This is a genomic window from Nitrosospira sp. Nsp11, assembly GCF_900142705.1.
Lineage (GTDB): Bacteria > Pseudomonadota > Gammaproteobacteria > Burkholderiales > Nitrosomonadaceae > Nitrosospira.
This window is the reverse complement of sequence record NZ_FRBV01000002.1, coordinates 271,851-291,814: the sequence shown is the minus strand read 5'-3', so window position 1 is coordinate 291,814 and position 19,964 is coordinate 271,851. Positions and strand designations below refer to the sequence as shown.

10 protein-coding genes are annotated in these 19,964 nt (G+C 55.1%); 6 read left to right on the top strand and 4 right to left on the bottom strand.

Going from position 1 to position 19,964, the window contains the following annotated elements; genetic code table 11:
- The first annotated feature begins 8 nt into the window (after positions 1 to 8).
- Positions 9 to 5,951 carry a toxin TcdB middle/N-terminal domain-containing protein gene (locus tag BUA28_RS04325; protein ID WP_072766892.1) on the top strand — a complete coding sequence of 1,981 codons (5,943 nt, stop codon included), beginning with the start codon at positions 9 to 11 and terminating at the stop codon, positions 5,949 to 5,951.
- 218 nt (positions 5,952 to 6,169) lie between these two features.
- On the opposite strand, the gene BUA28_RS04320 is transcribed toward BUA28_RS04325, so the two are convergent.
- Complete coding sequence (locus BUA28_RS04320) at positions 6,170 to 7,552, bottom strand: sensor domain-containing protein (protein WP_072766891.1); 1,383 nt, start codon at positions 7,550 to 7,552, stop codon at positions 6,170 to 6,172.
- A gap of 398 nt (positions 7,553 to 7,950) precedes the next feature.
- Between BUA28_RS04320 and BUA28_RS04315 the strand changes: the two genes are divergently transcribed.
- Both BUA28_RS04315 and BUA28_RS04310 read left to right on the top strand, forming a co-directional pair.
- Positions 7,951 to 9,783 carry a chymotrypsin family serine protease gene (locus tag BUA28_RS04315; protein WP_072766890.1) on the top strand — a complete coding sequence of 611 codons (1,833 nt, stop codon included), beginning with the start codon at positions 7,951 to 7,953 and terminating at the stop codon, positions 9,781 to 9,783.
- 17 nt (positions 9,784 to 9,800) lie between these two features.
- Positions 9,801 to 11,540 carry a hypothetical protein gene (locus BUA28_RS04310; RefSeq protein ID WP_072766889.1) on the top strand — a complete coding sequence of 580 codons (1,740 nt, stop codon included), beginning with the start codon at positions 9,801 to 9,803 and terminating at the stop codon, positions 11,538 to 11,540.
- A 514-nt stretch (positions 11,541 to 12,054) separates the two neighbouring features.
- Here BUA28_RS04310 and BUA28_RS04305 read toward each other — a convergent pair.
- The gene (locus tag BUA28_RS04305) at positions 12,055 to 12,381 is read right to left on the bottom strand and encodes a hypothetical protein (RefSeq protein WP_072766888.1); all 327 of its coding nucleotides are present in this window, start codon (positions 12,379 to 12,381) and stop codon (positions 12,055 to 12,057) included.
- Between the two features lie 666 nt (positions 12,382 to 13,047).
- On the opposite strand from BUA28_RS04305, the gene BUA28_RS04295 reads away from it, so the two are divergent.
- From BUA28_RS04295 to BUA28_RS04285, 3 genes are all read left to right on the top strand, one after another.
- Positions 13,048 to 15,117, top strand: a complete 2,070-nt coding sequence (locus tag BUA28_RS04295; RefSeq protein ID WP_072766886.1) for a carbon starvation CstA family protein — start codon at positions 13,048 to 13,050, stop codon at positions 15,115 to 15,117.
- 42 nt (positions 15,118 to 15,159) lie between these two features.
- Positions 15,160 to 15,360 carry a YbdD/YjiX family protein gene (locus BUA28_RS04290; protein ID WP_072766885.1) on the top strand — a complete coding sequence of 67 codons (201 nt, stop codon included), beginning with the start codon at positions 15,160 to 15,162 and terminating at the stop codon, positions 15,358 to 15,360.
- 101 nt (positions 15,361 to 15,461) lie between these two features.
- Entirely contained in the window at positions 15,462 to 15,554 is a 93-nt protein-coding gene (locus BUA28_RS04285) for a PEPxxWA-CTERM sorting domain-containing protein (protein ID WP_143148431.1), read from the top strand.
- Between the two features lie 212 nt (positions 15,555 to 15,766).
- On the opposite strand, the gene BUA28_RS04280 is transcribed toward BUA28_RS04285, so the two are convergent.
- A complete protein-coding gene (locus BUA28_RS04280; RefSeq protein WP_256598232.1) occupies positions 15,767 to 18,322 on the bottom strand; it encodes a TonB-dependent siderophore receptor in 2,556 nt (851 codons plus the stop codon).
- A 449-nt stretch (positions 18,323 to 18,771) separates the two neighbouring features.
- A complete protein-coding gene (locus BUA28_RS04275; protein ID WP_072766884.1) occupies positions 18,772 to 19,920 on the bottom strand; it encodes a PepSY-associated TM helix domain-containing protein in 1,149 nt (382 codons plus the stop codon).
- Positions 19,921 to 19,964: the final 44 nt, after the last annotated feature.

Here is a 19,964-nt window from a genome sequence, read left to right as displayed (position 1 = left end):
GATAGCCCGTGGCCAACAAATCGCCTGTCAATCGTCAATCTGCATCCAATCCGGCCGGCGGCGGCGACGTTCGCGGTCTCGGCGAGACGTTTCAGCCGGACCTGAATTCCGGTGTCGGCAACTATCGGGTTCCGCTCGACCTGCTGCCGGGCATCCGGAATTTTCAGCCCAGCCTGGCTCTCGGCTATAGTACCGGCGCCGGGAACGGTGCCTGGGGCTTGGGTTGGTCCCTGCCTTTTGCCGCCATCAGTCGCCGTACGTTTCGCGGCACACCCTCTTATACGGACGACGATACCTTCCTGTTCGCCGGACAAACGGAACTCCTCCCCATAGGCTCTGGCAATTTCAGGGCGTCAATCGAGAATGGATTCGAGCAGTTCAGTCGCACGGCCTCCGGGTGGCAGGTTACGGAGAAGTCCGGCATGCGCCATACCTTCGGGACTACGGCCGAGAGCAGGATCGAATTCGACGATAACGGGACGATTCGGGAGTTCGCATGGCTTATCGAACGCACAGAGGACACCGCTGGCAACACCATTACCTACCGGTATCGAACGGAACAAGGCCAGCGATATATCGATGAGATACGCTACGCCGTCTATGTGATCCGGTTCGAATATGAGGCCCGCCCGGACCTGTTCTCGGATTTTCGCAGCAGTTTTGAGTTGCGCACTGCCCTTCGCTGCTCACGTATCACGCTTCACGTCGATCCGCTGGGTCCGGTTGCTGTTCGGACGTGGGCGCTGGCGTACGATACGGAGCCTTTCTCGGGTTTGTCGCTTCTTCGGTCAGTCACTTTTTCGGGGCATGATCCGGAAACGGGGGAGTCGGCGTCACTTCCACCACTCGAGTTTTCCTATACGGAATTTGCGCCTTCCAGCCGCCGTTTGAGAAAGTTCGTGGCTGGAGCGGGCGCCGCGCCGCCCGGCCTTGACCAGCCGAACCTGGAACTGATCGATCTGGACGGCCGCGGTCTGCCCGGTATTTTGTCGATTGAAACCGGCATGGCGCGATACTGGTCCAATACGGGTGGACTCAGGTGGGGACCACCCCGTTCCTTGCCGCAGTTTCCCGCTGTTTTTTCCACTGCTGAAGATCGCGTGCAATTCGCCGATATGGACGGAAACGGCGCGGCGGATGTTCTCGTCGGCAGCGGAATGCTGAGCGGCTACTACCGCAATGAAGGAACCGGCGCTTTCGCCGATTTCAACCAGTACGTGCGGCAACCGCAGCTCGCTTTTGAAACCGGTGGTCTGCAGTTGATGGATGTCAATGGCGATGGTCTCGTTGACGCGGTGCACGACGGTAGCACCGGTCTTCAGGTATACGACAATCTGGGGTCCGCAGGGTGGAAACCTCCGAGACTGGTGCCAAAGGACGACCTGCCGACGCCGGTTCCTAATCTATCTTCCGGCGACCCCCGCATCCGGGTTGCCGACATCAATGGTGACGGACTAGCGGATGTGGTGTTATTCAGCAGCGGGTATTTCGAATACTGGCCCTCGCGCGGCGGAGGCCACTTCTCCGAGTCGCGCAAGATGACCGCCGCGCCGAGATTCCCATATCCGTTCGATCCGGCGCGAGTGTTCATTGTCGATATCGATGGGGATGGCCTGGCCGATGTCGTTTTTGTAGGTTATGACGAGGTAACGTACTGGATCAATCAGTCGGGGAACTCGTTCAGCGCTCCGCAGACGATTCGCTACACCCCGCCAACCTCGCGCGCCGACACCTTGCGAATCGCCGACATGAGCGGAACCGGAACGGCGGGGATCTTGTGGACGAGTCCGTATCCGGACTATCGCTACCTTGACTTCACCGGCGATGTGAAGCCCGGCCTGCTTTCGCGCATTGATAACGGACTTGGCCGCATCACGGCCATCGAATACACCACCTCGACAGGAGAAGCGACGCGTGACCGCGAGCTGGGGGAACCATGGACGTCATTTCTTCCGTTTCCTGTGCAGGTGGTCTCCGCCGTCACGGTCGAGGATTCGATCAGCGGCCTGCACAACGTGACCCGCTACCGTTATCACGAAGGCCACTACGACGGGCATCGGCGTGAATTCGATGGGTTCGGCCGATCCGAGCAGATTGAAGAAGGCGATGACTCGATTCCTTCGTGTCGCACTGTCTTTCATTACCACACTGAAGCCTCGGGGCGGCCAACCGTTCCCGATCCCGAGCTTCGGCGTAGCCTGAAGCGCAAACTTTTTCGGGTAGAGGTATTCGGAGAAGACGGCGGTCCGCTGGCAGCGTCCCCATACCGGGTGGAGGAGAGCCGATGGACCGTACGTGTCGAGCAGACGCTGCCGGATAGCCGGCGAGTTCTGTTCCCGTTCATTGAGGAGACGATCACGTCGACGTTCGAGCGCACGCCCGACGCCCGCATCGAGCGGCGTCTGCTCACGTTCGACATAACCGGAAATGTAACAAGCGAAGAGCGTCGTGGGGAAGGAGGAGCAGGCGCACCTGTCGCTATCGTTGTAACGACCCACGCCGAGTACGCGCTGGACCCGGCAGGGCGCGTTCGCGACCGCGTCTCCCGCATTGTCCAGCGTGATGGCGACGGCAATTTACTCAACGAAGTGCGCCAATACTATGACGGCGTCGCATTCCAGGGCCTGGCGCTCGGCCAGGTCACGAATGGGCTGCTTACCCGCACCGAAAAGGTTGCGCTGCACAAGGATGCGGCTGCATCCACATATGGCGCCCATGAGCCTGACTTTTCCTCGTTGGAGTATCACGACGGAGAGGATCAGGATGGCAAGCCTGCCTGGCTGTACGATCATAGACGGGTCAGCCTTGATGAGCGCGGCAACGTTCTGGTCAGCCGGGATGCACGCGGGAACGACACGATCTACACCTTCGACGAGTTCGGTCTATTTGCCACGTCGATCACTGATGCAAAAGGTTTTGTTGCGACGGTCGAGCATGATCTCCGGGTAGCGAGGCCCCGGCGGATGGTGAATCCTAACGGCGGCGTGACCGAGTCGCGCTACGACCCCTTGGCCCGTATCGCGGTGGTAGCGGCGCCGGGCGATACGCTCGCAATCCCCACCGTCACCTATTCATACGAGACCACGACGCTGCCCGCGCTTCGCGCTGCCCACTATCGCGTCCTTACGGGTGATACTCGTACCATCTCCGTCAACGAGTATCTCGATGGAGTCGGAGCCCTGTTCCAGCGCCGGACCGAGCATGACGGCAATATGGTATCCGTCAGCGGCCAGGTCGTTCCCAATGCCCGGGGTAAAACAGCCGAAAAATTTGAATCCTTCTATGCCGAAGGAATGGAGTTCGAGCCGTATTCAGCCGATCCTTCCGCGCCTCGGCGCAGCTTTTTCTTCGACCCATTAGGCCGCGCCATCCGCACATTGCATCCGGATGGCGGCCAATCCGGCGCGGAATATGGAACATTCGACACGCTGTTTTCGGATGCAGGGGATAACGACCCTGGCATGGCAGGGTCGTTCGGGACGCCGCGTCGCGAGATCTACGACGCCTGGTACCGCCTGATGGGTGTGGAAGAGCGTGACCAGACCTCGGTCCGCGCGAGCAGCTACGAGCTTGATGCCACCGGCCGTTTGCGGCAGATTACCGATCCTCGCGGGGTGGTCCTTAGCCGCATCACTCGCGATCTTACGGGGCAGGAGATCTCGATCGATCACGTGGATGCGGGCCGGCGCCTGCTGGCTTATGATGCTGGCGGCAACCTCGCGCTACAGCTGGATGGGGCTGGCGAGCCGATCAATCGCAGCTACGATGAACTGAATCGCATCATCGGGACGGCTTATGGGGGAGCCGAGCCGGAAACGTACTTCTACGACGCCGGGGCGGGCGCAAACCTGACGGGCCGGCTGGCACGCTCGATCGACCCCGCCGGCGAGACCACCTACAGCTACGATTCCCGCGGCAATGTCATCGAGCGCTCGCGCATGGCGCCAGGCCAGACCGAAGCACTGACGCTGACCTATTCATTCGACCGCATCGGCCGCATGACCCGGTTGACCTATCCCGATGAAGCCGCTATTGATTTCGAGTATTACTCGGGATTTCTGCTTTGGCGCATTCCGGGATGTGTGAACGCAATCGAATACACAGCCGCTGGCGTGCGGACGGGAATGGATTATCAGAACGGGGTCCGGACTGAATACGGCTATGATCCGGCTTCTCTTCGGCTGCGGGAAATCCGAACGTTCCGGCCCGATACCGGAGCCGTATACTTTCATACCCGTTACGATATCAGTACGGTCGGCAATGTTGCGTCAATCGAGGATCTGCGGCCCGGTACCCCGGGATTTGTGCGGACGCAGAGCTTCGGATACGATGCGTTCCAGAATCTGCTGGAGGCTTCCAGTCCCGATCCGGCGGCAGGATACTCGCATATCTACGAGTATGACGCGGCGGCGAATTTTATTCGCAATCCGCTGATCAGTGCCAACCCGCTCTTGTATGAAAACAATGGCAACAGCAACCGGCTGAGCGGCTACGTAGACAGCGACGGCATTACTCCCGTTAATCTGTTCGGGTACGACCTGAACGGCAACGTCGAGTCCATGCCCGGGCGCACCCTGACGTTTGACACGAAGCAACAACTCGCGCGGGTGCAACTGGATAGCGGTGCTGATGTCGCTTTTTTCTACGACCATAAAGGGGTGCTAAGCCGGCGCGAAGCGACGGAAGCCGGTTCGACGGAAGTGACGCATTACGTTGACAACCTGTTCGAGTCGCGTGATGGTTCGGACATGCGCTGGGTAATGGCGGGAGACCTGCCGGTCGCCCGTGTCTCCGGCGGAACGACGGTATTCATACACAACGATCATCTGGGCAGTGCGGTCATCTATACCGATGCGGATGGTAACCTTCTGACCGAAACCGCATTCCACCCGTTCGGAAGCGTGCTCATCGCGCCGTCCGGTACACTGCCCCCCGCGTTCGCGACGAAAAGGCTGGATGCGGATATCGGCTTGTACTACTTCAACGCGCGCTGGTACTCGCCGACGATGGGACGCTTCATTTCCCCCGACCCGCTCTACCTGTACCAGCCGGAACAGGGGCTCCAGGAACCGAAGCGCCTGAACCCCTACGCGTATGCCGGCAATAATCCGGTGCGCTATGTCGACCCGAGCGGACTCGGCTTCTGGGATGTGCTGGGCGCGATTGTCATCGCCATTGCCGTGGTGGTGGCGGTCGTTGCAGTTTCGGTGCTGACCTTCGGAGTCGGGACCGCGATCGGGTTTGGCACGCTCCTGGCTTATGCGGCCGTTGCGGGGCTTGCAGGCGCTGCAATTGGCGCTGTCGTCGGCGGCATTGCCTATGGCAGTTGGGAAGGCGCGCTGCGCGGCGCCCTGATCGGATTTACCGCCGGAGCCAATGCCATGATCGGCGGCATGATCTTCGGGCCGATTATCGGCGCCGCGCTTGGCGTTATCACCTTCCTGTCGGTCATCCCGCCAGTGGCCAAGAGCGATGTCTACCAGGGCATACTCGGCTGGACCAGTTACCTGATGCCGATGAGCTGGCCTGGCCACGCGATTGGTCTTACCTTGTTCGCCCTGAATGTCGTCGGTTACCTGGTCACGTTCGGGCAAGTGGATGCGCTACGGATTCGGGATATGCAGGTCGACTGGAAAACGGGAAACATTTTCACAGTGGGGGGATGGGTCGGCCAGTTGGATGGGAGAGCATTCAACTTCGGCGCATTCAGTTTCGTGAACACATCACGCTACGTCGGCGGAGAAATTATCCCCGCTACGTTCGAGCATGAGTCGGGTCATATGCTTAGCAATGCGGCATTTGGTTTCTTCCAGGCAACGCGCGTGTTCGAGGGAAACGGACTGGACAGCTACTGGGAGCGCATTGCCGAAAGCAATGTGCCTCCAGGTTTGCGGGGCACCGATCCCGTGACGCCAGAACCCGATCGTCCCAAGATCCCGCAATGGGGTTGATGTGCGATAGGCGGGGAAGTCTGCCGGTTCTTCCCGAGGCCAAGTGGGAAATGGGAAATTTTCTTTGAAAACCTTTTCGAGGGGTCCGGGCTGTGCGCTACGCGCGAGCGCAGTTGTCCTGGGTCGGAGTCAGATGCTAATTCTTGGCTCTGACGGGCGAAGTTTCAGCGTCAGCTCTTGTCGTACCAACGCGGATAGCTCACTGATAAGCCCCTCATTCAGGATGCCGATTCCATGCGGACTCCGTCATAAGCGCGAGTTGCAAAGAGGTTATCACTGTTCTTTTTCTCAAAATACATGGCCTCGTCAGCATATCTGAGAAGTTGCTGCGCCTCCTCACCATGATCAGGGTAGAGTGCAATCCCGATGCTCGGCATTATGCAGAGGCTGCGGCCCTCTAATTTTATGGGTTGACTGACAGCACTGCGGATTTTTTTGGCCACATTCGAGGCGTGCTCGGGCAACTCGATGTTTTCCAGCAGCACCACGAACTCATCGCCCCCCATGCGCGCGACAGTATCCAATTGGCGTACGCACCGCTTCAGGCGATTGGCAACCTCCTGCAACAACTCATCCCCTGTAACATGGCCCAAAGAGTCGTTGACTTGTTTGAAATTGTTCAAGTCCAGGTAGAGCAGCGACATTTGTCCTTGTTCACGTCGTGTTCTTGCCAGCGCCATTTTCAGGCGATCATATAAAAGTCCCCGGTTGGGCAACCCGGTCAACCCGTCGTATTGCGCCATGTGCTTCAGTCGGGCGTGTAACTGTTTGCGCTCGATAGCGGTCGCAACCTGAGTGGAAACAAATTGCAGCAGTTCCTTGTCCTTTTCAGTGTAGCGTGCACCGTCGGAGTTGCCTTTCAAAACCAGGGCACCGATAGTACCCTTGTGCGAGTTTAGGGGAACAATCAGCCAGCATAAATTGCTGTCGTTGACAGCTCGTAATTCCTGGGGACGGCTAGCCAGCGACCCGGGCTCCAGCAACAGGGACTTCCTGGTGCGAATGACTTCTGCGCAGAGCGTACTTACGGTTGTTTGCTGTAGCTCGGACGCCTCGTCGTGGTCACCGGTGTAATAGGGAAAGCTCAGCTGATCATTGCTCTCATCGTACATTGCCACGGAAAAATGAGTCGCTGACAGCAGCCTGCCGATTATTTGATGAATTAGCTGAAACAAAGAGAGTAGATCCTCTGCAGTATGCGCGGCCTCGGAAATGGCGTAGAGCGCTGTCTGCATTGATTCAGCCTGCTTGCGCTCGGTGATGTCTCGTGCAACGGCAATCCTCAACTGATCGGCTTCGGACCAGCGGGCCGACCACATAATGTGCACCACTTGTCCATCCTTGCGTATATAGCGGTTCTCAAAATCAAGTGTGGGATGCCCTGCTATGATTTCATTGGCCGCCTGCAGAGTTCTCGCTCTATCCTCGGGCACCACCATCTCCAACATAACCTTGCCGATCATTTCTTCCGGTGTATAGCCAAAAATGCGCTCGCATGCTGCACTGACAAAGATAAAACGCCCCTCTCCATCAACAACGCAAATAGCGTCGAGCAGTTGATCTATAAATCCAGCCAAAGGTGCGTAAGTTTTTGCATGCATATATAAAGGTACTACCTGGGATTTGACCAGCCTGGTCTTTTGTAGCCAACTCCAGAGTTGAAAAGGGAATCGAATGGATCGACGGAGAACAGGAACTCAGGTTATCGGCTTCCTGTTTGAAGCTCTCGCGCGCTTTCTCCCGCTCAACGTATTGCTGGATAGCTCGTGCATGCTCCAACGCGCCGATCGCTGTCGCGCGCCTAGTTTGCTATTTCGATGATATGAGCTATAAAAAAAAGTAGGCAATGTTATATCACGTCGCACCAAATATTTAATGTTCTTTTATCACCTTAATGCTTCTCTCAATCCAACTATGACATTTCCTGATCGCCATTGATATTGAATCACCATGAACAAGTGGGCTAGCGTTAGTCCATTCATCATCAGGGGGAATAAACATGCAAGCATATCGTGGCCGCTGGCAGATTACCGTCATAGGTAAGGATTCAGCCTGGGATCAACGTATTTCGATTACCGGGGCTTCAAGCGGGGGCGGCATCATCGCGGGCGTCCTGGGCTCGACTCAGGTCGTGGACGGTGCTCTTTGGAACCTGACGATCGAACATAATGACGGCACCCACGGGTGGCAGGAGAACGCTGCCGTTCTCCCCGATCCGTTACAGAAGAACGGCGCACACCTCTCGCAAGTCGTTCGTTCCAAGGATGTCTTTACCCCTTCCGATACCGACCCGAATGACCTGGTGATCCGAGTAGACAAGATCGGTCCGATGTTTGATATTACCCTTCGCCCCTTCTCGATCGATGGCCAATCCTTATTAATGTTCGCCGATGGTGTTTTTCTCGGCGTCAACGGAATGCAGTACATGGGTGTCGAAATTAAAAACACCTGGGGAGAAGCGTTCCAGGACGAACTCCTGTTTGATATCTCCAACGTTGGGCGGGCTACGCTCGCATCGTTCGGAATCATGGTCGTTGACACGTGGACTGCCGCCGACCTGGCGGCTACCCAGCAGATGGTACAGGGGCGTGCAATCCGTATACCTCCTTTGCAGATCGGGGAAAAGACCACGGTCTATTTTCTGGTGGATGCGAGCGGCGCGCGACGCGGCAAGCCGCCCGTCGAGTTTGTTTTGCATAACCTGGGGGGCGACCCGGATCCGGACGATACGATGCGACACAATGCCAGAACTATCTTCATCGCTGAACTCGACTATGATCCCAGCACAGGGACATCCGTGGTTTATATACCAGAAGGCAAGGTTTCGCTGACACTCAAGTCTCTGGCGGTTGACCCGGTCGCGCTGCAGCAACTTTGTAAGAACGTGCTCAAGCCGGGAAGTGGATCAAACGGATCGAGAGTGGGCGACGACATTACTCGCCTGATGCGCGGGATGCACGGAGGCAATTGCAACCCGAAAATACTGCGCGAGTTGATTACGCTACTGTGCAGATGCCTCGTCGGTGCGGATTGCCACGGCAATGACGGCGGGGGTGGTGGTGGCGGTGGTTCCGGTGGATGGCAGCGGGTATGCCTGCCGGGCGGCATGTGGTTACCGCTTGCCTTCGATTACAGCGTCGAAATCAAAGGCGGCTTTGTCGGTCAACACGGCCCGCTGGCCTTTCAAGACCCATGGTGGAAGATCGTGTTGCTGATCATCGCGCTTATCGCCTGGTTGGTCGGACTCGTGGAATCCATCGTCGCCGACAAAACCGGATGGGGGAATGTTGGCGACCACCCTCGCAAAATCGGCACGGTGGGTGTCTCCAACCGGACCACTACCGATGCCTGCCTGATAGAGTTGGATAACAGCAGGCCGTTCGTGCAGCAAGTCCTCGACGCCATCACGGGTGAGCCGAATGCAAATTTCATCGTCGGCACAGATACCTTGATCTCAATCGACCCTCAGGTTGCGTTCCCCAGCCTGGCGGCGGCAGATGTGGTTGGGAAGAAGGTGTACAAATCGGGCTCCCGCACCGGCCTGACGCACGGCATCGTCAGCAGCATTGCACCCTTTACGCAGACCAGAGGCAATGATTCGACGCCCGACCCGAATCACCCGGATCTGGTTTTTCAGCGGAACCAATTTACCATTGGCGCGGATCCCGCATTTGGGGAGGAGTTATTCGACGACCATGGAGATTCGGGTTCCCTTGTTCTTTCCCGAGAGCCTGCAACAATGAACCAGGTTGTTGGATTACTCCATTCCGGGAACGGGGGGACTTCGCCCATCCAAGACGTGCTGGCCGCACTCAACCTCAAGCTACGCTGATAGCAGGAGCAGGAAAAATGTCTGACTTGAATCCGCTTGACCCCAGCTCATTCGCTGAACTCGAAGCCATGATTGCCAGGATCGCTCCGCAGTGGATGGCAAACCCAAACATCGTTGCTATCGTTCCCGCGCTTAAAACCAAGGGTGGATATGTCCAACCCCAGAAACTCGTTCTGGGCTTCTACGTCCGCGAGAAAGTCGCGCCTGCGCTATTGCAGGATCGCGGCTACTCTTTAATACCCAGTGAAATCGAGGGCATATCCACTGATGTGATTCCTGCAGTCCGAAAGCCGCTGGGTTCCGTAGATACAAAAGAGACGCGCAGCCAGATGTTCGATACGCTCGCGGGCGGCATGGCGGTGGGCAATGCGAATATGAACGCATACGGTACGCTAGCCATGATCCTGTTTGCCCAGGATGATGGTCGCCCCGTCGGGCTGACTAACGAGCACGTGTTGGTGTTCGATGGAGACGGTCACATGGGAGACGAAGTGCAGCAGCCGCGCTTCTATCTGAACAGTGAAGTCTCTATCGACAGTGCGACCTGTTGCCCCAACGGTCAACTTCACTATCGACCTGTCGATAATCCCATTGTGGATGCAGCGGCCGGAGTTTTTGCCGCTGCCGCCGTCGCAGCAGCGTTGTCGGATCAGATTGACCCTCATCGCCGTGGTCAGGACGCAACGGTGCCCGACCTTACTGCGCGTACCCTGCGTGAGACCGTTTCGGTTGAGATGCAGTATCCGGAGATACCGCTACCAGGGTATCCGTATAACCTCGACGTGAAATGGAAATACCAACGGGTAACAGATAGGCGCACACTGGAATACTCGGCCTCGGAGACCAAGCCGAACCTGCACGTCGTGCAAACGCAGGAATTGCTCACCGACCGGCCTGTCTACCAGCGCGGTAACCAAGTGGTGTTTTTCGCCCTGCTGGGAGCGGAACTCAATCGAGAGACCTGCCAAAATTACTTTGTGACAGCAGCAGCGATGTCCCCGAGCCATCGTCGGGCCTATAAAATCATCCTTAAACCCTGGGAGATCGATAATGCGCCGAGAATTGACAACCCTAACCATAGCCTGGTGGGTGGCCAAGCTGTACGGCGTTGCATATCCTTCAATGACCAAAAATCCGGCGATTGTTTTCGGCATCCGCGCAGTATCAGTGGAATAATTTTTGACCCTGAGGACCACACCGCATGCTTTGTGCAACGGGGCGCGACCGAACCACCCGCGCTGGTTTTTCCGCCTGCCGGCTTGACCATACGATTTTCAACCCCGGTACAGGAGGTGTTTGGCAGTGTCGTGTTCAACGCATCGGTGACCATGACGGCATTCAACGGGGCCTCAGAAGTGGGAACCGCAACGACGTCAGGCACATCTCCCGCAAGCCTGCATCTCACCGCTCCAGGCATAACTCATGTCGTTTTTCATGGCAATGATGAATCGCCGAAACTGCTGGAAATGTGCACCGTAAAGCACCTGCAGAAATACTGTGCCTATCGGGGTGAATTTACCTTGCTGCCAGACGAGGAAATCGGCATGTGGTCGACCTATCTGTTCGCGCAGACGCGCAACGATGTGCCGTTAGGAGCCGACCCGCTTATCGCCGCGACAACCATAGGCGGCCTGCCTGTGACCAGCAATTTTGTCGACGCAGGCGGCTCTGACAACATCACCTATGGCCACTCGTGCCTGGTGGATATTGTGCCGAACGGTCAATTTGAGGTTACGCCGGCAGTGGTAATCGGTTAACCGCACGCGGGTAGCGGAGTAAGCTTATTTCGCATAATGTCAGGGTATGCCGTATTGTTCCGGGCGCCTGTCTCTACCCTTGGCCGCCGGCCTTATCCATTTTTTCAATGAACAAATGCACCTGGTTGGTCATCAGCACATAGGCGTGCATGTCATGAGTCAACACATTTAAAGTTAAAATCACCGTCGAAACGCGGTGGTTTTAACCATTTTATTTAAATAAAAGAAAGAATTAGGAGTAACGCCGCAGTTGAACGAGAGCAATTTCTTGCTGCAGTGCACGGACAGCTGCGGCGCAAATATAGGCGGAATATTCGCAAGGCTTTTTCAGTACCTGATACCGGTACTTCGTTATGGACAAAGCGGTACTCAATTTGAAAAACTGAGTGACTGGTATCCGTAACCATATGCCACATCTCCCTCCGTGCAGCATATTGTCGCAGCTAAAGCTGACTGGCTAAAGCCGATTTAAACCTTGGAATGGAAAATCAATCGAATCTGACCCTGTTGATTTTTAATCGACTTTTTCCGATTTTATCTTGATGAGCTTGCCATCTTCGCCAACCTTGATCTCAATCTCCTTGCCGTCTGGTTTCTCTACCTCGGCTTCATAAACGGTAACAATTTTGTCGTTGTCGAAATGAAGAGCTCGAGCGTGCTGTATTTTCGTTTCCTTCTCAATTTCTTCGATTTTTCCGCCACCTGCGTGATCGGTTATCGTTTTCTGAACGGCAGGCGGTACATCCGTCCACTGAATTCTCTCCTGATCTCCGGCAAAAGCCGAGGTTGCGAATACCATCGCCGCGGGCAGGACAACTGACATGAATAATTTCTTTTCCATGTGGGACCTCCTATTTCATTTAAAGAAACATACTCCTCAAAAAATTTTATTTTTTGGAATAATGGGCACGAATCAAAAAGCGGTCTGTGCGGTATCGCTCTTAAACCACTATGTAAAAAAGGTTAAAGGATGTGCTCGGGATGTGCGCGCACGTTGCTCTTAGCAGCAAATAAAATTGCCAGTATTGCAGCACAAGACGGTCAATCGATGAAAAAACCAATAGGTAGAGTAGAGAAAAGACTTCCGCCTGCCCTCCCTCCTAAAACCGTGTATGCGGTTTTCCCGCATACGGCTTTCTGATGTTCTTTTGACTCGGGAATCGGCCTAACCCGGTTCCATGATCCCTATCTTGCGAAAATATATAGGGTCAGCTGTAACCATGCTACTCACGGCTAACCACAATTATTTATCTATATAAAAACCCATAATCCACCTCTACACAAAAAATCGCATCCAATTATTGCCACGTAAAATCATGTGCTGCGGTTACCATTCTGATCTTTTGCATTACTTTATTTATAATTCCAGTGTGCGCTCGCTTAATAAGATAATAATTGGCAGGTTGAACACTGGGCTTGTCGAAACAGCCTTGCTTTAACCTGAAGCGCTGAACGTTTCTGACCAATTTCAGACAATGAATCATCCCATCACCCCCTGGAACAGATAATGAATCATCTCATCACTAAGATCGGCTGGTGGGCGTTTGCCGCTCTTGGCGCGTTTGCATTCGCTTTCATCGCGCTGCACCATGGCGAATCGATAGGCGCCATCTGGATTGTTATTGCCACCGTCTGCGTCTACACCATCGCCTATCGCTTCTACAGCCAGTTCATTGCCAGCCGGGTGCTGAGGCTGGACCCTACTCGCATGACGCCGGCTTACAAATTCAATGACGGCCTGGATTATGTGCCAACCAACAAATACGTATTGTTCGGGCATCATTTCGCCGCGATTGCCGGCGCCGGTCCGCTCGTCGGCCCAATATTGGCAGCGCAGATGGGTTATATGCCGGGCATGTTGTGGCTGCTGGCGGGAGTCGTCTTTGCCGGTGCGGTACAGGATTTTGTTGTGCTATTCATTTCCACGCGCCGCGATGGCCGCTCGCTGGGCGACCTGATCAAGTCGGAACTGGGGCAGATACCCGGCATGATCGCCCTCTTCGGCACTTTTTTCATCATGCTGATCCTGCTGGCGGTGCTGGCGCTGATCGTGGTCAAAGCACTGGCGGAATCGCCATGGGGCACCTTCACGGTAGCGGCTACCATGCCCATTGCCTTGTTCATGGGCGTGTATGCGCGTTATATCCGCCCCGGCGCGATCGGGGAAGTGTCATTGATCGGCTTCGTCTTGTTGATGCTGTCGATCATCGGCGGGCAATACGTGCAGGAAATTCCCGCGCTGGCGGTCATGTTCACCCTGACCGGTGAGCAGTTGACCTGGATACTGATCGCCTACGGCTTCATCGCTTCCGTACTGCCGGTCTGGCTCTTGCTGGCGCCGCGCGACTATCTGTCCACCTTCCTCAAGATCGGTACGATTGTCGGCCTGGCCATCGGCGTCATCTTCATTTCACCAACACTCAAGATGCCGGCATTCACGCAGTTCGTGGATGGCTCCGGCCCGGTCTGGTCGGGCAGCCTGTTCCCCTTCCTGTTCATTACCATCGCCTGTGGCGCGGTATCCGGTTTTCACTCGCTCATCTCGTCCGGCACCACCCCGAAGATGATCCGAAACGAGACCGATGCCCGCTTCATCGGCTACGGGGCGATGCTGATGGAATCGTTTGTCGCCATCATGGCGCTTATTGCCGCCTCAACGCTTGAGCCCGGGGTGTATTTCGCCATGAATAGCCCGGCCGCAATCATCGGCACCACAGCGGAATCGGCTGCGCAAACCATATCGCAATGGGGTTTTTATCTCACGCCCGAGATGGTCACGCAGACCGCGCGGGACGTTGGGGAACATACCATTATTTCGCGTACCGGCGGCGCCCCGACGCTGGCTGTGGGCATGGCGCAAATCCTGTCGGAATTTGCCGGCGGCAAGGCAATGATGGCGTTCTGGTACCACTTCGCGATCCTGTTCGAGGCGCTGTTCATCCTGACCGCGGTCGATGCGGGAACCCGCGCCGGACGCTTCATGCTGCAGGATTTGCTGGGCACCTTCATCCCGTCGATGAAACGCACGGATTCATTGATTGCCAGCCTGATCGCGACCGGTATCTGCGTTGCCGGCTGGGGATATTTCCTGTACCAGGGGGTGGTTGATCCGTTGGGCGGGATCAATACGCTGTGGCCGCTGTTCGGGATTTCCAATCAGATGCTCGCCGGCATTGCGCTGATTCTCTGTACCGGCGTGTTGTTCAAGATGAAGCTTGACCGGTTCGCCTGGGTGACGATCATACCCGCCACATGGGTGCTGGTTTGCACGCTGACCGCTGCCTGGCAGAAGATATTCGATGCGAATCCGCGCATCGGTTTTCTGGCGCACGCCGGTAAATACAAGGACGCTGTCGCGGACGGCGTGCTTCTTGCGCCAGCCAAATCACTAGAGCAGATGCAACAGGTGATTTTTAACGACTATGTGAATGCATCGCTAGCGGGATTGTTCATGCTGGTACTGATCAACATCCTGTTTTTTGGTATCCGGACAGTACTACGCGCACGCGCCACAGGCAGACCTACCGCTAAAGAAGCACCATTCGAATTGCTGCCGGTCGAGGCGGCAAGAACGTGAGGGGCGGCAAAACCATAAGGGGCAAGAACTAAGGGTTCATTTATGCTAAATAAAGTAAGCAGAACGGTTCAGTACCTGGGACAGAGCATGCGGCTCATGGTTGGCGTGCCCGAATACAGTACTTATGTCGACCACATGAAAAATGCGCATCCGGACAAGTCGATCATGTCTTACCAGGAATTCTTCCGGGAGCGCCAGGAGGCGCGTTATGGCAGCAATGGTAAAGTTACGCGGTGTTGCTAAGCAGCCGCCCAAAGCTTAAGAAGATGCCGCATGCGCGATAAGGATCGCGTAAGGATACTGATGGTTGGAATACGACGACGGCACACTCTCCAGTCAGTTCGGTGCCGGAACCCGAATCCTATGCGATGTTGCTGGCTGGCCTAGGGCTGATGGGCGCAATGGTCCGGCGACGGGGCAATAACAGGAACGCCTGAATTTCCAGTCAACCTCAGGAATCGGTCTTCAAAGGATAAGAGGATTATCCAAGCCTCCTTCGGGAGGCTTTTTTGTGTTAACTCGAAAACAAAAACCTGAGGTTCGGGGCATTTATCGCGTTGGACCAATGCGTGGTTTTTACATAGCCATCCCATTCATGAAGTCCGGTTTCAGATGCTCATGACCCCTATGCTCATGATTCATAACCAATCTAAAAGTTGGCAACGACCGTCAAGCGAAAAATGCGGGGCGCACCGGGTGTTATGTTGTTATTGCTGTTGGCTGACGCAACATAGTTGACATTGGCTATGTTTTCGATATTTGCCTGGACCCGCAGGGTTTTGTTGAGGCGGACGAACATGGCCGCATCCAGTCGAGTGAAGCCGGGCAGGAGCACGGTATTGTCTACTGCAGCATACATGCTGCTGCGATGGATCACGCCCAAACCCAGCCCGATAAACGGTGTGAAATCGTAGCGGTTCCACATGGAAACCGTGTGCTTGGGAACTTGTGCCACAACCGAACCGGCCGGAGTAGTGCTCCCTGTGCTGGTGACTAACGCCTTGCTAATCTCCGCATCGGTATAGGCATATCCCCCCATTACGCTCCACTGCGGAGTGATGCGGCCCATCAAGCCTATCTCCGCCCCTCGGGAACGCTGGCCATCGACCAGGTTTGTCCGGCTGAGATCGCTGGGATCCTGAGTAATTACATTGCTGCGGTCCAGTTGATACAGCGCCGTGGTCAATGCAAGATCAGGGCGGATATCCCACTTGGCGCCCAGTTCCAGGTTCATGAAACTTTCAGGCTTGAGCGCCGCGTTGCTCAGCGTTAACGAACTGAGCTGATCGCCCGCACGCGGTACATAAGCCAGACTGTAGTTGCCATAAATGGATACTTCTTCGATCGGTTTATATATCAATCCGACCCGAGGCGAAACCAGTCCATCATTGGTATGTATCCGCTGCCCGTTGCGATTATTGACAAAATTCGCATCGAAATTATCGTAGCGTATGCCCAGAACAGCCTTCAATTGGGGGAGAAGCGTGATCTGATCCTGTAAATAGATTCCCACCACCTCTACCACACCGTGATTATCGGCATCAGTGGGGCTCTGTGAGAAGGAGACCGGGCCCAGAAAAGTGGGGTTAAGAAAGGATACTCGATTAGGCGTACTGAAAAAACCGCTATTGCGGAAGTTGTCCGAAACTTGGCGGCCATACTCCACGCCCGTCATGAACTCATGCTTCACACCCCAAGTTTCGAGGTTGTACAGAAAGTCTGTCTGAGTGAAAAGATTCTGGCGCTGGGTTGCATTGTTGTAGGCCGAAATCGCCACTGTTCCCGTAGCATCTTCGGCCGAAGCAGCACTGCCGGCAAATACGTTCTGGTAGAACTTGTCGTAACTGGCATAACGGGTACGGTTACGGACTTTAAGATTGTTATCGAACCTGTGCTCGATGAGCGAATTCAGCGACCAGGCGTCGACATTCGTCGGGCTGTTTTCCGCATTGCCGAAGAAGGTCGAGCGATCCGTATTGGCTGGGCGCCCCATGAAAGAAGGAATGCCGCGGTCTGCGGTACGCCGATCGAAGAAGTATTCCCCGCTCAGCACGACCTTGGTTTGAGCAGTCGGCTTAAATGTAAACGTGGGATTGACCCCGCCTCGCTCAAGGTCGACGCCGTTACGATAGCTGTTCGAGTGTTCGTACATCGCGTTGAGCCGGAAAGCCGCGACGTCGTTGATGGGTTGGCCGATATCGACCGCAATCCGCTTATGGCTGAAGGATCCATACTGCGCCGAAATTTCACGAATGGGTGTCCAACCGGCCTCCTTGATGACGCGATTGATCACGCCACCCGCCCCGCCCCGCCCGAAAATCATCCCGTTGGATCCTTTCAGGACCTCGACCCGGTCTACATTGTAGAGATCGCGGAAATACTGAACGTCATCGCGCAACCCATCGACATAAAAGTCTCCTGTCGAGCTGCTACCACGAAAAATCACGGTATCGCGATTACCCTCCCCTTGTGATGTGTTGACACCCGGCACATAACGCACCACGTCGCCGATGCCCTGCATGGTCTGATCCTTGATCATCTCCTGCGTTACAACAGTGATGGATTGGGGTACATCGCGCAGCGGGGTATCGGTTCGGGTGGCGCTAAAACTTTTTGTGGCCATATAACCATCGGTCGGGCTGGTTATAGTGCTTGCAGAAACTTTTATTGGCGGTAGCGCCGCAGGTTGATCTGCCCCTATCGCGGGTAGTTTCCTTACAATGTACCCATTAGCCTGCGGTACCGCCTCGAGGCCGCTTCCAGTCAGAAGACGGTTCAATCCGCCTTGCACTGAAAAATTGCCGTTTAGCCCTTGCGTCTTGACATCTTTAACATCGGCGACAGCGAAGGAAAGCTTGACGCGTGTCTGCCTTGCAAAATGATTGAGAGCATCTTCCAGCGGGCCAGCAGAAATATTGTATGGCTGCGCATGGGTGCTGTTGCCAACGCCTGACTCGGCAAAGGCCGCATGAGGCAAGGCTATGGCAGCAGCGCCAAGAAAAAGTAGCGCACCCTGTACTGCCGCTGCAAGGGAAGATCGGTATAAACTGGATTTTGCTTTCCTGCCATTGCGCTTTCGTGCCACGTTGTGGTTTTCGGAGCGAATCGCACAGACGGGCATCTCCATGAGCTCATCAGCGTTAGCCAAACAGGTGGTAAGCCGGGACGCAACAATGTTCGCGCTGCTTTTATATTTATTTTTCACAGCCAATAATCTCCAGTAGATTAGATAGAATTGGCTGGCTTACGGGGATGCTTAGCTGGCTATAAGAATGCCGCTGGTTTAGGCGCTACTTCTCCTATCCCAGCGGCAGTGAAATCATTTCTCGGCTTTGCAGCCGGTTCTCAATACCGTATCGCCTCGGAATGACGCCTTCCATATCTCATTCTGATGAATGAGATTGCGGTTGTCGCCTAGTTCGATACGCCGGGATACGGCATGAGATTTAGAGTAATTCTTCTTTATCTTAAGAAATGATAACGGTTCTCATTATATTTCAACGAGACCCCAAAGGCAATAATATTAATGGGGTTTTAGGCTTTTCCGTCGCAGCTTTGCGGCTGATGGATAACCTGACCGGCATGGATGTCATGAACATCGGTTTTGGGCCTTGGTAATAGGAGTAGGATGGGCTTGAGCGCATCAGGGAAACTCTACTTATCATGTCGTAGTAAGGCAGAGTTGGGAGCCGGATTTTTAGAAGCCTCTTTATATGCTTTCGCTTTCGTTCGATTCCTCCACATGAGATAGCCGGTAACAAATAGCACAAGAGGTGAAAATCCTGTGATCACCTGCAAAATTCGGGTGAACGTTCCCCCTGCCACGCCGATATGGAGAGGATAAAAAAAGTTATAAATCCGGGTTCCTGAAGGCGCTGCCAGAGCATTTTCAGTACGCAGCACGCCTCCGGTGTATTGATCGAAATAGATGAAGCTCCTCCCGTTGGGATGAAACTCCTCAGGCATCTTTTTGCGCACAACCAAAGGCGCCACAGGCGTTTGCGGAAGGTTGATCCAGGTAGTAGGCCCGGAGAGGATGAGGTCGGCCTGATGCAGCAGGTCGTCTAGCGGAAGAATTGCTCCTCCGGCGCCAAGAGGATCGGAATGAGGCGGGGCGGCTCTTGGCACACTCGCCGTCAGAAAATTGGTGAGCTCAACTACAACCTTATTGAAAACGAGGGAGACACCGGTGAAGGCAATAATCAGGAGAAAAACGATAGTGTAGACGCCTGACGCACGGTGCAGATCAAAAAGAACTTTTTTCCATGGGGCAGACCAACCGACCTTGAAGCCCCGCGCAAGCTTTCCTATTCCCTTTCCATTAGGCGGCCACCAAAGGAAGAAACCGGTGACGCTCATGCAAATCAGCAGTAAGGCGCTAACGCCGAGAATGGTTTCACCAGCCTCGCCAATCAGAAGTTCGGTATGCACCAAGGCTACCCAACCCATGAAAGTGTCTTCCTGCCGATGGGCGCCAAGCAACTTACCGCTGTAAGGATCCGCATAAACGAATAAGCCATGCGGCTCGTTCATTTTCAGCAGGTAAGTCTGCTGCGGCGTGCGCGGCATGCGAACAGAGAAAATCGTGTCGTCAGGATATGCCTCCCTGGCCGCATTCAGCGCAGTTTGTAGAGGAACCCGCTCGCCGCTCACCGCGGTTTCCATCAATTTGGGATGTAAAAGCGCTTCGATCTCCTCTCGGAACACGATCATGCTACCGGTCAAGCCGCTCAGTACCAGGAACAACCCAGCCGCCAACCCGATATAAAGATGAACATTGAAGACGATTCTTCGTATTTTCATGACGAATACTTCATCTGGATATTTAGGTACCCCAAGAGGGTGCG